The organism is Sphaerisporangium aureirubrum (assembly GCF_042658925.1).
GTDB lineage: Bacteria > Actinomycetota > Actinomycetes > Streptosporangiales > Streptosporangiaceae > Sphaerisporangium > Sphaerisporangium aureirubrum.
Window position 1 is genome coordinate 65920 of the sequence record NZ_JBHSRF010000016.1, and the last position, 15308, is coordinate 81227.

The following is a 15308-nucleotide window of genomic DNA, read 5'->3' on the forward strand; positions in this document are numbered from 1 at the left end:
ACCCCAGGAAGACCTTGAATCGCCTCTGACCTGGGCAGACCTATGATCGAACGATCAAGCTTCCGTCCCGCGGGCTTGGCCGTGCCGAGATCGAGATCCGTCCATGGAGGCGTCGTGTTCCTGCTCCGTGAACTCAGGGGCCCGGCGGCCGCGCTGACCTCCCTGCTGCCCGAGGCGGTGCGCGGGATACTCCCCCGCACACGGCAGGTGCATCCGTGCACCGGCGGGTTGCGGGTGGAGCTCCACCACGTCGGCCGCCCGGGAAGCGCGTCCGCCGCGCGCGCCCTGGAGGAGCGGCTGTGCGCCCTGGACGGCGTGACGCGGGCCGAGGTGAACGGCGCGCTGCGCTTCGTCTACATCGGTGGCGACCCCGTCGTCATCCCGATGGAACAGGTCTACGCGGTCCTCGACGAGCTCGACACCGCCGGCCAGGCCGCCGCCGCTGCCGCCGAGGAAGCCGAGGAGAACGCCTCGCGGAACGGCGAGGCGGAGGGCACGGGACGGCGCGGCGTCCGCCAGCACCACCGCACCGCGCGGCACGCCATCGAGCACCAGACCCGCGCCGTCGTCGAACTCGGCGCCGGGCTCATCGGCGTGGGCGTCGCCGTCATCGGCCAGGTCACCCGGGTGACCCGGGCACCCGCCGCGCTGCCGGCGCTGCTCCAGCTCGCGGAGGCCACACCGCGCCTCCGGCACGAACTGGAGCAGCGGGTCGGGCGACCGGCGTCCAACGTGGTCTTCGCCACGACGCGCTTCACCGCCCAGACGCTCGCGCTGCGCCCCCTCGGGCTGTTCATCGACTCGCTGGCCGCGCTCGGCCACGTCGCCGAGGCCCAGGCGTCCCGCCACGCCTGGCGGGCCCGGGAGACGGAGCTCGCCCGCAAGAAGGGCTCCTACCGCCACATCCGGCAGAACATCACCCCGAGGCCCGTCCCGCTGCCGTACGGCCCCATCGAGCGCTACGCGGACATGGTCAGCGTCGGCGCGCTGGCCTCGTACGGCGTGACCACCGCGCTGTCGGGACCGGAGCGCGCCCTGGCGATGCTCGTCGCGGGCACCCCGAAGGCGGCCAGGCTCGGCCGCGACGCGTTCACCAGCGTCATGAGCCGCGTCGCCGCCCATCGGGGGGCGCTGATCCTGGACCGCGAATGCCTGCGGCTGATGGACCGCATCGACACCGTCGTCTTCGACGCCGAGGCCCTCACCATGGGCAGCTGGACCGTGCACGAGGTGATCCCCCTGGTGGCGGGCCCCGACGAGCTGCACGCCCGGGTCTACACGCTGCTGGAGGGCACGGACGCGACCGCGCCGCGGCGCCAGGACGACTGGGCGGCCACGCCGCTCGCCACCGTGCCCGAACGGGCCGCGCACTGGCGCGACCTCGGTGTGCGCGCCGTCTCCGTCACCCACGACGGCGAGGAGGTCGCCCTGGCCGGCATGGTCCCAGAGGTGCACCCGTACGCCGAGGCGCTGGTGAGCACGGCGGGCACGGCCTGCCGGGCGGTGCTGGCCGGGGGCGATCCGAGCCTGCCGTGGCGGCTCGGCGTGGAGGTCACGGTGCCCGGCGGCACCCGGCTGGGCGCCGCGGTGCGGGAGCTCCAGGCCGAGGGACACGCCGTGGCCGTGGTGGCGCAGCGCTCCCGGCGCGGGCTCGCCGAGGCCGACCTCGGCATCGGGCTGTTCGCCAGGTCCGCGCGGCCGGCGTGGGACGCCGACGTCCTGTGCGAGCCGGACGCCGCCCATCTGCTGCTGAGATGCCTCCCCCTGGCAAGGGTCACCAGCAAGCGCAGTGTGCGGGTGACGGCGGCGGGCACCGCGGCGGGCGGCGTGCTGGCCGTCCTCGGGACGGGCCCGCGGTCGCTGCGCCGGGTGCAGTACGCCGCCGACTGCAGCTCGCTGGTCGCACTCGCCGCCGGCACCTGGACCGCGCGCGACCTCGGCAAGATCGTCCTGCCGCCGCGCGCCGACCGCACCCCGTGGCACGCGCTGCCCGTGCAGGACGTGCTGAGCCGGGTCTCGTCCACGGCGGCCGGCCTCACCGAGGCCGAGGCCGAGCAGCGCAGGAAGGGCCCCGAGCGGCCCCGGCCCGACGGGCCGGTGTCGCTGCTGCGGGCCTCCGCCGAGGAGCTCGCCAACCCGCTCACGCCGGTGCTCGGGGTGGCGGCCGGGATCTCGGCGGTCGTGGGGTCGGCGCTGGACGCCGTACTGATCACCGGGGTGCTGGCCGTCAACGGCCTGATCGGCGGCGCGCAGCGCACCGGCGCCGACCGGGCGCTCAACCGGCTGGCCGAATCGACCGCCGTGCCGGTGCGGCTGCGCCGCCCGGACGGGACGGCGGCGGGCGTGGCCGACCAGCTCGTGCGCGGGGACGTCATCGAGCTGCGGTCCGGCGACGCCGTGCCCGCGGACTGCCGGGTGATCAAGGCACGCGGGCTGGAGGTCGACGAGTCGGCGCTGACCGGGGAGTCGCAGCTCGTCACCAAGTCGGCCGCGCCCAACGCCGCGGTCGCCGTGGCCGATCGCGACTCCATGGTCTACCAGGGCACCACCGTCGCCGCCGGGTACGGCACGGCGGTCGTCGTCTCCACCGGCACCGAGACCGAGGCGGGGCGCACGGCGGAGCTCGGGGACCGGCAGAAGCCTCCGACCGGGGTGGAGCTGCGCCTGCGTGCGCTGAGCCGCCAGATCATGCCGGTGGCGATCGGCTCGGGCGTGCTGCTCATGCTCACCAACCTGATGCGGCGGGTGCCGATCGGCGTCGCGCTCGCCCCGGCGGTCAGCCTCGCGGTGGCCGCGGTGCCCGAGGGGCTGCCGTTCATCGCGACCCTGGCCGAGCTGGCGGCGGCGCGGCGGCTGTCGACCCGGGAGACGCTGGTGCGCAATCCGTCCACCATCGAGGCCCTCGGGCGGGTGGACGTGCTGTGCTTCGACAAGACCGGCACCCTCACCGAGGGGCACATCAGCCTGCAACGGATCTCCGACGGCCGGGTGGAGCGCCCCGTCGACGACCTGACCCCCGAGTTCCGGCGCATCCTCGCCGCGGCCCTGCGCGCCGGGCCGCGCACCGACGGGGACCGCCCGCCCGCGCACCTCACCGACCGTGCGGTCCTGGAGGGAGGGCGCCGGGCCAGAGTGGTCCAGTCCGAAGGGCTCGGTGGCTGGGAACGGATCGCCGAGGTGCCGTTCGAGCCGACCCGTGGGTACCACGCCGTGCTCGGCAGGGTCGTCGCGGTCACCCCCGGCGTACCCGCACCCACCGGCAACGGTGCCGGTTCCGGCGCCGGACTCGCCTCCGTCGTGGCTGTGGGGGCGAGGCCGTTCGCGGGTACGGCCGAGGGATCGGAGTGGGAGGCGCTGCGGACGGCGGCGGAGCTCGCGGCGCGGACGTCGCACCGTCCGGCGGCACCCGGCGGGGCCACGCACGTGCTGAGCGTCAAGGGCGCGCCCGAGGTCGTGCTGCACCGCTGCACCACCATGCTGAACGACGGCGAGGTGCTGCCCCTGGACCAGGAGACGGCCACGTCGCTGGCCAAAGAGGTGGACCGGCTCGCCCAGCAGGGGTACCGGGTGCTCGCCGTGGCCGAGCGGACCGCGTCCAGCCGTGACGACCTGGACGAGTCGCGGATCAAGGACCTGTGCTTCCTCGGCTACCTCGGCCTGGCGGACCCGGTGCGGCCCACCGCCGCGGACAGCGTCCGCAGGCTGATGCGGGCCGGGGTGCGCATCGTCATGATCACCGGGGACCACCCCAGCACCGCCGAGGCCATCGCCGCCGAGCTGGGCGCGCTGAACGGCGGCCGCATCATGACCGGCCCCGAACTGGACAGCATCGACGACGCGGCGCTCGCCGAGGCGCTGCCCGAGGTGTCGGTGTTCGCCCGGGTCACCCCGGCGCACAAGGCCAGGATCGTGGACGGCCTGCAACGCGCCGGCCGCATCGTGGCGGTCACCGGGGACGGCGCCAACGACGCCCCCGCCATCCGGCTCGCCGACGTCGGCATCGCGCTCGGCTCGCGGGCCACCCCCGCCGCGCGGGCCGCCGCCGACGTGGTGGTGACCGACGACCGCATCGAGACGATCGTGGACGCCATCGTCGAGGGCCGCGCGATGTGGAGCTCGGTGCGCGACTCACTCGGCATCCTGCTCGGCGGCAACCTGGGCGAGATCGCTTTCACCGTCGGATCCAACCTGATCGCCGGCCGCAACACCCTGAACGCCCGCCAGCTGCTCCTGGTCAACCTGCTCACCGACATGCTGCCCGCCCTGGCCATCGCCGTACGCCCGCCCCGCGCCACCAGCCCCGAGAAACTGCTGGCCGAAGGCCCCGAGGCGTCACTGGGCGCCGCCCTCACCCGGGACATCTACGTCCGGGCCGGAGTGACCGCGGCGGCCGCCTCGACCGCCTGGATGCTGGCCCGCGCCACCGGCAGCGAAGGCCGCGCCGACACCGTGGGCCTGATCGGCCTGGTCTCGGCCCAGCTGATCCAGACCCTGGGCCTGGGCGGCCGGGACCGTACGGTCCTGCTGGCCACCGGCGTCTCCATGGCGGCCCTGGTCCTCGCCGTGTCGATCCCCGGCCTGAGCAGGCTGTTCGGCTGCCGTCCCGTGGGCCCTGTGGGCTGGACGATCGGCGTCGGCAGCGGCGCCGCGGCCGGCCTGGTGAGCCGCTGGATCAGCACCTTCGAAGGGCTCGGTCACTAAAAATTCACCTCAAAGACACCTGAACCGTTACATACAGCCAGAAACATGCCTAATCCTGTATACAACAGGCGAAACTCCCCAACTGTGAGGTTCTGGTGTCCGACTTCCTGGCCGGCGTACTCGCCAAGGCAGCACTCTTGATCGTTGAGGCCCTCGTGATCCGCCTCGTCCAGGTCTGGGCAACCCGCTCGGTTCCCCAGACCGCCTGACTCCACCACTCCCGCCCCACAGGCGGGAACCGGACCACGACGGCAACGCCACCGTGGCCCAAGCCACCCGACGGCACCACCGCCCTCCAAGCGACGGCGCCGCCCCAAAGGTGCCAACGGCCACGATGGCGTCGCCGCCGTGCCCCGGATACCGGTGGCGATATATCGGCGTGCCGTCCATCTACCGGTGCGCCACCATGGCGGCAGCGTCGTCCCTGAGGCACCGGTCAGCCATGATGGCGGCCTTGTCGTCCCCGGAGTCACCGGTGCCCCACGATGGCGGCGTCGTCGTCCCTGAGGTGACAGTCGGCCATGATGACGGCCCTGTCGTCCCTGGAATCACCGGTGCCCCACGATGGCGGCGTCGTCGTCCCTGAGGTGACGGTCGGCCATGATGGCGGCCCTGTCGTCCCTGGAATCACCGGTGCCCCACGATGATGGCGTCGTCGTCCCTGAGGTGACGGTCGGCCATGATGACGGCCCTGGCTTCCGCGGAGTCACCGGTGCCCCACGATGGCGGCGTCGTCGTCCCTGAGATAGCGGTCGGCCATGATGGCGGCCCTGGCCTCCTCGGAGTCACCCGTGCCCCACGATGGAGGCGGTGCCGTCCCTGAGGTGACGGTCGGCCATGATGGCGGCCTTGGCCTCCTCGGAGTCACAGGTGGGCCATGATGGGGGCGGTGCCGTCCTGACGTGCCGGTGGGGCCATGATGGCGGTGTTGCCGTCCTGGAGGTGCCGGTGGCCGAGCGGCCGTATGTTCTGCTGTCGGTGGCGATGTCGATCGACGGGTATATCGATGACACCTCGGCCGCGCCGCTGGCTCTGTCCAACGAGGCGGACTTCGACCGGGTGGATCACGAGCGTGCCGGGTGCGACGCCATCCTGGTGGGGGCGGGCACCATCCGGGCCGACGATCCACGTCTACTGGTCAGGTCGGCCGACCGCCGGGCGGACCGGGTGCGGCGCGGGCTCACCGAGACCCCGTTGAAGGTCACCTTCACCACGGCCGGCGGCCTGGACCCCGGCGCGAGGTTCTTCACCCTCGGCGACGTCGAAAAGGTCGTCTACGCCACCTCCCCCGCCGCCGCCCGCACCAAGGACGCGGTGGGCGCCGTGGCCACCGTCGTCGACGCCGGCGACCCCCTGGACCTGCCGGGCGTCCTCGCCGACCTCTCCGCCCGACGCGTCCACCGCCTGATGGTCGAGGGCGGCACCTCCATCCACACCCTGTTCCTCTCCACAGGCCTGGTCGACGAGATCCACCTCGTCATAGCCCCCTTCCTCATCGGCGACCCCTCCGCCCCCCGCTTCACAGCCCCGGCCTCCTTCCCCCAGACCCCCACCACCCCCATGCGCCTGGCCGAAGCCCGCCCCCTCGGCGACGTCGTCCTCCTCCGCTACCTCCCCTCCCCGCCATGACCGCCTCCTCCGACCGCCACCCCCCCGAGGACCGCCACGGACCCGGCGTCCACCACGATCCCCCCACCCCCGGCCCTCCCGGCCCGGCGACCGATCTCGCATGGCTGCGCGAGGCGGTGAACCTGTCCCGCCTGTGCCCACGCTCGACCACGGCGTTCGCCGTAGGCGCCGTGATCGTCACCTCCACCGGCCAGATCCTCGCCACGGGTTACTCCCGCGAAGCCGACCCCCTCGACCACGCCGAGGAAGCCGCCCTGGCCAAACTCCCCCCCGACCACCCCCACCTCCGAAACGCCACCATCTACACCTCCCTGGAACCCTGCACCACCCGCGCCTCCCGCCCCCAAGGCTGCACCCAGTTGATCCTCACCGCAGCGATCCCCCGCGTGGTCTTCGCCTGGCACGAACCCGACGTCTTCACCGACTGCACAGGTGCCGAAACCCTCCGCGAAGCAGGCGTGGAAGTCATCGAACTCCCCACCCTGGCCCCCGAAGTCCGCGCAGTGAACTCCCACCTGTTCCCCTCCTGACCTCCCACCGCCGTACCACAGCGACAAACCCGCACGTGCTGGGCGCCCCGGGAAATGGTCCTCGCAGAGGACGCGCTCCGCGCGGAAGGCGCAAGGGCTGTCCTCATGCGGGGGACACCCCCGCACCCCCGAGCCTGCCGGGCTCACCCTGCGCCTCCGCGAGGCGTTCCGTCAGGCCGGTGTCCGGCCGTACGGCGGCGCCGGATTCGCCGTACAACGTCCCACCGACCCGGCGCCGATGAGACCAACCCCGACGAGGCGACGCCGCTTCGCGCCGCCGCCCGCCACGCGGCGGACGACCCGATGTCCGTGGGCGCTCACGGATATGGGCCTCGCGGGCGGCGGGCTCCGCGCGAAACAAGGGCTGTTCCGGATGCCTGCGGTGGAAATCTTGGGGTGGGCGGAACAGGCCGAGGTGGTTGGGGACAGCCGGGGCAGAGCGGCGGTCGTGACGCGTGGGCCCCTTGTGGTCGAGCTGGGGCGGCGGCAGGCGTAGCTGGGTTGCACCCGGGCCAGCGGTGGCTAACCCAGCCGCCAGGCTCCAAAAAATGCACAGTCCGAGCCGAAGGCGAGGCCCATTTTCGAGAGCCGTTCAGGCCGCGTGGGTGGTCACGGTGCGTGTGCGGGTGGGTGGGTGGTGGCTGTGGAGGGGGTGGGGGAGCGGTTAAGATGCAGCGGGCGCTGTTGTGCCGCTGTGCGGCTGAGCTTAGGAGTTTGTGGCAGATGTACAAGGAGTTCGCGCTTGAGGTCGTGGTCTGGCTGATTCCTGTGGTCATTCTGCTTGGGGTCGCTTACCTCGTCACAGCGGGCTGACAGCTGGAGGGCCTCCTGCGAGGGGGTTCGGTGTGCCGACGTTCCGGACATGATGGGAGACGTCGGAGTGCACTGGATTCCATGCCGTAGGAGGACCTATGAACAGGCTGCGGAATGCGACTAGCCCTTATTTGCTTCAGCACGCGGGCAATCCCGTCGACTGGCACGAATGGGGCGCGGAGGCGTTCGCGGAGGCGCGGCGGCGGGATGTGCCGCTGCTGATCTCGGTGGGGTATTCCGCCTGCCACTGGTGTCATGTGATGGCCCATGAGTCCTTTGAGGACGTGGCGACGGCGCGGTCCATGAACGCCAAGTTCGTGAACGTCAAGGTGGACCGCGAGGAGCGGCCGGACGTGGACGCGGTGTACATGAGCGCCACCACGGCCATGACCGGCCACGGCGGCTGGCCGATGACGGTGTTCGCCACCCCGGAGGGCCATCCCTTCTACGCGGGCACCTACTTCCCGAGGCAGCAGTTCCAGCGGCTGCTGTCCGCCGTGTCGCAGGCGTGGACGCAGGACCGCGAGGGTGTGCTGACCCAGGGCGGCAAGGTGGTGGAGGCGCTGGACCAGGCGGTGCTCCTGTCCGGGCCCGCGCCCACCGCCGAGGTCACCGAGAAGGCCGTCCGCGACCTCGCCACCACGTTCGACCCCCGGCGGGGCGGCTTCGGGGGGGCGCCGAAGTTCCCGCCGTCCATGGTGCTGGAGTTCCTGCTGCGCCACGGCACGGACGAGGCCGTCGAGATGGCGGGCGTCACGCTGGAGGCCATGGCCAGGGGCGGCATCTACGACCAGCTCGGCGGCGGGTTCGCCCGGTACAGCGTGGACGCCGAGTGGGTGGTGCCGCACTTTGAGAAGATGCTGTACGACAACGCGCTGCTGATGCGGGTCTACACCCACTGGTGGCGCGCCACCGGCTCCCCCCTGGCCCGGCGGGTCGTGCTGGAGACCGCGGAGTGGCTGCTGCGCGAGATGCGCACCACCGAGGGGGGCTTCGCCTCCGCCCTGGACGCCGACAGCGAGGGCGAGGAGGGCCGTTTCTACGTATGGACACCGGCGCAGCTTCGCGAGGTGCTCGGCACCGAGCGGGGCGACCTGGCGGCGTCGTTGTTCGACGTGACCGGCGCGGGGACGTTCGAGCACGGCACCTCGGTGCTCCAGCTGCCCGCGGACCCGGACGACGCGGCGCTGCTGGACGCCGTGCGGGCCGAGTTGTTCGCCGCCCGCTCGGCCCGGGTGCGGCCAGGCAGGGACGACAAGATCGTGGCCGCATGGAACGGCCTGGCGATCGCGGCGCTGGCCGAGGCGGGAGCGCTGTTCGGCCGCCCCGACCTGGTCGACGCGGCCCGCGGCGCCGCCGAGCTGATCGACGGCCTGCACACCGACGGCGCGCGGCTCTGGCGCACCTCGCGGGACGGCCGCGCGGGCAGGAACGCGGGCGTGCTGGAGGACTACGCGGACGTCGCCGAGGGATTCCTCGCCCTGTACGGCGTGACCGGCGAGGTCCGGTGGTTCGAGCGGGCGGGCGCGCTGCTCGGCACGGTGCTCGACCGCTTCCCCGACGGCGAGGGCGGCTTCTACGACACCCCGGACGACGGCGAGCAGCTGTTCCAGCGCCCGCGCGACGCCACCGACGGCGCCACCCCGTCGGGCCGCTTCGCCGCCGCCGGGGCCCTGCTGACCTACGCCGCCCTCACCGGCTCGGCCCGCCACCGCGCCGCCGCCGAGGAGGCGCTCGGCATGGTCTCCGCCCTGGCCCCGCGGCACTCCCGCTTCGCCGGCTGGGGCCTGGCGGTGACCGAGGCGGCGCTGGCCGGGCCCGTGGAGGTGGCCATCACCGGCGCACCGGACGACCCCCGCACATCAGCACTGCATCGGGCCGCGCTGATGTCCGGCGCGCCGGGCCTGGTGATCGCCCTGGGCGACGGCGACGTCCCCCTGATGCGCGACCGGGGGCTGGTCGGCGGCGAGCCCGCCGCGTACGTCTGCCGGAACTTCACCTGCCGCCTGCCGGTCACCACCCCGGCCGACCTGACCAGAGAGCTGCTCGTCAGCGCCGTGGGGCGTTGAGCTCCACGGGGGGCTCGGTGGCCGGAGGGTCCTGAGGGTTCGGATCGCCGTCCGGGCCCTCGTCGGGACCGGGGCCGTCGTCCGGCGGGCCGGGCGGGCCGTCGCCGGGCGGCGGCGGCTCGGGCGTGCCGGACGGCGGCGGCTCGGACGGCGGGGTGGTCGGCGCGCCGTCGGGCGGCGGCGAGGCGTTGTCGTTCCAGCCGTCGTTGTTGTTCCAGCCGTTGTCCGGGTCGTTCCAGCCCTGGTTGCCGTACCAGTTGTTCGGGTCGTACGACACCGGCTCGGGGAACTGCTTGACCGGCTTGCCCTCCATGGCCTCGGTCATGAAGGCCTTCCAGACCTGGGCGGGCAGCGAGCCGCCGAACAGCGCGCCGTAGCCGGGGACCCGGACGGTCTTGTTGTCGTCCCTGAACATGTTGACGGCGGTGGAGAGCTGCGGGGTGAAGCCGACGAACCACACCGAGCTGGACGCGTCGCTGGTGCCGGTCTTGCCCGCCACCGGCCGGTCGTACAGGCGGGCCGCGGTGCCGGTGCCGCCCTCCACCGCCTGGCGCATCGCGTAGGTGGCGTCGGCGGCGGTGTCCTCCTTGAACGCCCGCACGGCGGAGGCGGCGAACTTCCTGGCCAGCCCCTGGGCGTCGGTGACGGCGCGGATGACGTGCGCCTCGCGGTGCACACCCTGCGCGGCGAACGTGGCGAAACCGGACGCCTGCTGCACGGCGCTCACCGAGGCCGTGCCGAGCGGGAAGGTGGGGAAGGACTTCTGCAGGGCCAGCTGGTCGGCCGGGATGCCGGCCGCCTCTGCGGCCTTGGCGATCTTGCTGAGGCCGACCCGCTGCCCGAGGTCCACGAAGGCGGTGTTGACGGAGTTGCGGGTCGCCTCCACGAGGTCGATCGACGCGCCGTACGACGTCCCGCCGGAGTTCGGGATGGGGTCGCGGGCGGAGGCCACCCTGATCGGGGAGTTGCCGTTGACCCGGGTGGTGAGCCCCAGGCCGTCCTCCAGCGCCGCCGCCAGCGCGTACGGCTTGAAGGTGGACCCGGCCTGCACCTTGGCGGAGAACGCGTTGTCGTACTGGTTGTCGCGGTAGTCCTTGCCGCCGTAGAAGGCGACCACCTCACCGGTGGTGGGGTCCACGGCGGCGAGCCCGGTGCGCACCTTGCCGGGCACCTCGTCGGGCAGCGTGTCCTTGACCGCGCGGGCCGCCGCGCCCATCAGGCGCTTGTCGAAGGTCGTGGTGATCTTCAGCCCGCCCTGCTGGATCTCCTCGTCGGTGAAGCCGCGGCGGTTCAGCTCGGCCCGCACCTGCGCCAGGATGTAGCCCTTCTGGCCGCTGAGCGACAGGGGGTTCTTCAGCTTGGCGAGCTTGGGAAAGGTCATCGTGGCCGCCTCGGACGGCGTGAGCGCCCGGGTCTGCACCATCGCGCCCACCACGGCCTGCCAGCGGCCCTCTGCGGCGACTAGGTCGGCGCCCCGCGGCGCGGCGAAGCGGGACGGCTGCTGGATCACCGCGGCCAGGTAGGCGCCCTCGGACGGCGTCAGCTTGCCGACGTTCTTGTCGAAGTACGCCTGCGCGGCGGCCTGGATGCCGTACGCGCCGCGGCCGAAGTAGATGGTGTTGAGGTACTGCTCCAGGACCCAGGCCTTGGACCTGGACCTGTCGACCTTCAGCGAGATCATGATCTCTTTGAGCTTGCGCGCCGCGGACCGTTCCTGGCTGAGCCCGCTGTAGTAGTTGCGCACCAGCTGCTGGGTGATGGTGGAGCCGCCCTGGAGCTGGTTGCCGGTGACGGTCGACCACATGGCGCGGACGGTGCCCTGCAGAGACACGCCTTGGTCCTGGTAAAAAGTTCGGTTCTCCACGGAGATGACCGCGTCCTGGACGTATTTCGGCACCTGGTCCAGCCGGACGTTCTTACGGTTCACGCCCTGGCGGGCGAGCACGCTCTTGCCGTCGCGGTAGTAGATGGTCGAGCCCTGCGCGGTGGCGAGCTTCTGCGTGGTGTCGGGGATCGGCGTGAGGACCCAGGCGATGGCGAGGGCGCCGACGACGGCGAGGAAGGCGACGGCCCCGGCGATCAGGAAACGACGGAGAACGCGTCGCCTGGTCCGGCCGGTCTTCCCCTCGGCCCCCACGGCGTCACCCCCGATCTGCTGCTCAGCTAAACCCCCGTAAGCTGGGCGGACCGTCCAATCTAAACCATAGATAGCGCTGCTCGGCCCGTCGAGCCGCCTCGCGAACTTCATATGGCCGAGGGTGGAATCAGGTCAGAGCAGGGCATCGGCCGCGGGGCCCGCGGGGAATAATTCGCCAGGTGAGGCCCAAGACGGTGGGAGCGTTTCAGTTCGTCCCGTGCCGCGGCGCGTCGGCGACCAATGGCAGCACACGATAGACGACCGGCGTGTCCAAGGCGATCACCGACGACGTGCGCACCACGCCCTCGACCTCCACGATCAGGTCGATGACGCGCTGCAGGTCGGCGTTGCTGCGGGCGACCACCCGGCACAGCATGTCGTCCCCGCCGGTGATCGTGTGCACCTCCAGCACCACCGGGATGCGGGCCAGGAGCCCCGCGACCGGGTCGTGCCCGCTGACCTGCCGGATGTGCAGGGTGACGAACGCGGTCACGGTGTAGCCGAGCGCGGCCGGGTCGACCTCCGGGCCGAACCCGATGATCACCCCGCTCGCCATGAGACGGTCCAGCCGCGCCTGCACGGTGCCCCGGGCGACCCCGAGCCGCCGGGACGCCTCCAGCACGCCCACTCGGGGCTCGGCGGCCAGCAGGGTGATCAGGCGGACGTCCAGCTCATCGATCGTCATGCTGTACAGCATTGCCGACGATGTCCGGATTCAGCTAGGCAACTTGTGCACTGAATTTTCTATCGCTTGCACATATAGGCCACCTCACCGGAAGGTGGGGCTCATGAGCGATGTATTTCCCGTGCATGGCATGGACTCAGTGGTCTTCGCCGTCGGCAACGCCAAGCAGGCGGCGCACTACTACTCCTCCGCCTTCGGCATGCGCCTGGTCGCCTACAAGGGGCCGGAGACGGGGAGCCGCGACGAGGTGGCCTACGTGCTGAGCTCGGGCGGCGCGCGCTTCGAGCTGCGCGGCTCGACGCGGCCCGGCACCGGGATCGCCGAGCACGTCGCCCGGCACGGCGACGGCGTGATCGACCTCGCCCTGGACGTGCCGGACGTCGAGTCGGCCTACGCCCACGCCCTGGCGCACGGCGCCCGCGGGCTCGCCGAGCCGTACGTGATGGAGGACGAGCACGGCAAGGTGGTGCTGGCCGCCATCGCGACCTACGGCGAGACCCGCCACACGCTGATCGACAGGTCCAACTACAGCGGCGTGTACCTGCCGGGGTACGTGCCCGCGCGGCCGCTCGTCGAGCCGCCGGCCAAGCGGTACTTCCAGGCGATCGACCACTGCGTGGGGAACGTCGAGCTCGGCAAGATGGACGAGTGGGTGGAGTTCTACAAGAACGTGATGGGCTTCACCAACATGGCGGAGTTCATCGGCGACGACATCGCCACCGAATACTCGGCGCTGATGTCGAAGGTCGTCGCCAACGGGACCCGCAAGGTGAAGTTCCCGCTGAACGAGCCGGCGATCAGCCGTAAGAAGTCGCAGATCGACGAGTACCTCGAGTTCTACGGCGGTCCGGGCGTGCAGCACATCGCGCTCGCGACCAACGACATCCTGCGCACCGTGCGGGAGATGCGGGCCGCCGGGGTCGAGTTCCTAGACACGCCCGACTCCTACTACGACGACCCCGAGCTGCGCGCCCGGATCGGCGAGGTGCGGGTGCCGGTCGAGGAGCTGAAGCGTGAGCGGGTGCTGGTGGACCGCGACGAGGACGGCTACCTGCTGCAGATCTTCACCAAGCCCGTGCAGGACCGGCCGACCGTGTTCTTCGAGTTCATCGAGCGTCACGGCTCGCTCGGCTTCGGCAAGGGCAACTTCAAGGCGTTGTTCGAGGCCATCGAGCGCGAACAGGACCGTCGCGGCAACCTCTGAAGTCCTTCCCCAGGGTGGGGAAAAGTTCCACCGCGCGGCCCGGGCATTGTCGTGGATGCCTGATGACCTGGCCCTTCTCGCGTAGGCTGCACGGCATGCGCTTCAAGGGGCCCACGCGGGTGACGGCCGCCCTCTCCGCCGTCGTGTTCGCGCTCAACGCCTGCTCGGCGTCGAACGGCGCCACGGCGCCCCCGGACGGGGCCCCCGCCACCGGGCGGCCCGGAGCGGCCGGGCTGCCCGGCGCCGCGGGCATCGGCGACCCCGACTTCCCCGCGGACGGCAACGGCGGGTACGACGTCGGGCACTACTCCCTGAAGCTCAGCTACGACCCCCCGACCAAGAACCTCTCCGGCACCACCAGCGTCCAGGCCACCGCCTCGCAGGCCCTGTCGCGGTTCGACCTCGACCTGCACGGCTTCACCGTCAAGAAGGTCACCGTGGACGGCGCCGCCGCGACCTTCGCCAGGGAAGGCGACGAGCTGGTCGTGACGCCCGCCACGGTGATCGGCAAGGACGCCCGGTTCACCGTCGCGGTCGACTACGCCGGCAAGCCCGACCCGGTGCGCAACTCCTCCAACCTCGGCACCTACGGCTTCATCCCCACCAAGGACGGCGCGTTCGTCACCAGCGAGCCCAACGGCGCCAAGACCTGGTTCCCCTGCAACGACCACCCGGCGGACAAGGCCACCTTCGACTTCGACGTCAGCGTCCCCGCCGGGACCACCGTCATCGCCAACGGCGAGATGACCAAACCCCCGGCCACCTCGGGCGGCACCTCCACCTTCACCTGGCGCGAGCGCGACCCGATGGTCACCTACCTCGCCACGATCACCCTCGGGAAGTTCGAGGTGCGCACCGGCAAGACGGCGAGCGGCATCCCCGTGTACGCCGCGACCGACCCCGCGTACTCCCACCAGCTCGCCTCGCTGTACACCACGTCGGCCAAGGTCACCGACTACTGGTCCACGGTCTTCGGCCCGTATCCCTTCACGTCCACCGGCGGCGTGATCGACGACTTCTCCGCCGGGTACGCCCTGGAGAACCAGACCAAGCCGATGTACGGCGGTTTCGCCCCCGACCAGAGCATCATCGCCCACGAGCTGGCCCACCAGTGGTTCGGCGACAGCGTCAGCATCACCCGCTGGAAGGACCTCTGGCTCAACGAGGGCTTCGCCACCTACGCCGAATGGCTCTGGAGCGAGCACACCGGGGGCTCCACGGCCGACCAGACCTTCGAGGGCCACAACGCCGCCGACCGTTCGGAGATGTGGGAGTACCCCCCCGGCGTGGCCCGCCGCGACGACCTGTTCCACGACTCCGTCTACACCCGCGGCGCCATGACCCTGCACGTCCTGCGCCGGCGCATCGGCGACGACAAGTTCTTCGAGCTCCTGCGCACCTGGACCAAGGACCACCGCCACGCCAACGCGACGACCGCGCAGTTCATGACGCTGGCCCAGTCGATCGGCGGCAAGCCCGTGAAGGATCTGTTCGACGCGTGGCTCTTCAGCCCCACCCATCCCACCATCACCCGCTGAGC

General features: G+C 71.9%; 8 protein-coding genes. 6 read left to right on the plus strand and 2 right to left on the minus strand.

All coding sequences use genetic code 11. The features are described 5' to 3' along the window. Positions 1–114: 114 nt before the first annotated feature. The 4 genes from ACFP1K_RS14400 to ACFP1K_RS14415 all read left to right on the plus strand — a co-directional run bounded on the left by ACFP1K_RS14400 (position 115) and on the right by ACFP1K_RS14415 (position 9742). The gene (locus tag ACFP1K_RS14400) at positions 115–4701 is read left to right on the plus strand and encodes a cation-translocating P-type ATPase (RefSeq protein WP_380752184.1); all 4587 of its coding nucleotides are present in this window, start codon (positions 115–117) and stop codon (positions 4699–4701) included. 948 nt (positions 4702–5649) lie between these two features. Next, a complete protein-coding gene (locus ACFP1K_RS14405; protein WP_380752187.1) occupies positions 5650–6330 on the plus strand; it encodes a RibD family protein in 681 nt (226 codons plus the stop codon). Continuing rightward, positions 6327–6860, plus strand: coding sequence for a deaminase (locus tag ACFP1K_RS14410; protein WP_380752190.1), 534 nt, complete (start codon positions 6327–6329; stop codon positions 6858–6860). Before ACFP1K_RS14405 ends, ACFP1K_RS14410 begins: the two co-directional genes overlap by 4 nt. Before the next feature lie 911 nt (positions 6861–7771). After that, a complete protein-coding gene (locus ACFP1K_RS14415) occupies positions 7772–9742 on the plus strand; it encodes a thioredoxin domain-containing protein (RefSeq protein WP_380752193.1) in 1971 nt (656 codons plus the stop codon). Here the strand turns inward: ACFP1K_RS14415 and ACFP1K_RS14420 are convergent. Further along, on the minus strand, positions 9723–11879 hold the full coding sequence (locus tag ACFP1K_RS14420) for a transglycosylase domain-containing protein (protein WP_380752196.1): 2157 nt from the start codon (positions 11877–11879) through the stop codon (positions 9723–9725). The two genes, ACFP1K_RS14415 and ACFP1K_RS14420, sit on opposite strands and share 20 nt — an antisense overlap. A gap of 205 nt (positions 11880–12084) precedes the next feature. Then, positions 12085–12564 (minus strand): Lrp/AsnC family transcriptional regulator, encoded by a 480-nt coding sequence (locus ACFP1K_RS14425; protein WP_380752199.1) that lies wholly within the window; start codon positions 12562–12564, stop codon positions 12085–12087. A gap of 103 nt (positions 12565–12667) precedes the next feature. Here ACFP1K_RS14425 and hppD point away from each other — a divergent pair, with 103 nt between their 5' ends. Further along, complete coding sequence (gene hppD / locus ACFP1K_RS14430; protein ID WP_380752202.1) at positions 12668–13768, plus strand: 4-hydroxyphenylpyruvate dioxygenase; 1101 nt, start codon at positions 12668–12670, stop codon at positions 13766–13768. A gap of 62 nt (positions 13769–13830) precedes the next feature. Then, positions 13831–15306 (plus strand): M1 family metallopeptidase, encoded by a 1476-nt coding sequence (locus tag ACFP1K_RS14435; RefSeq protein WP_380752205.1) that lies wholly within the window; start codon positions 13831–13833, stop codon positions 15304–15306. The last annotated feature ends 2 nt before the right edge of the window (positions 15307–15308 follow it).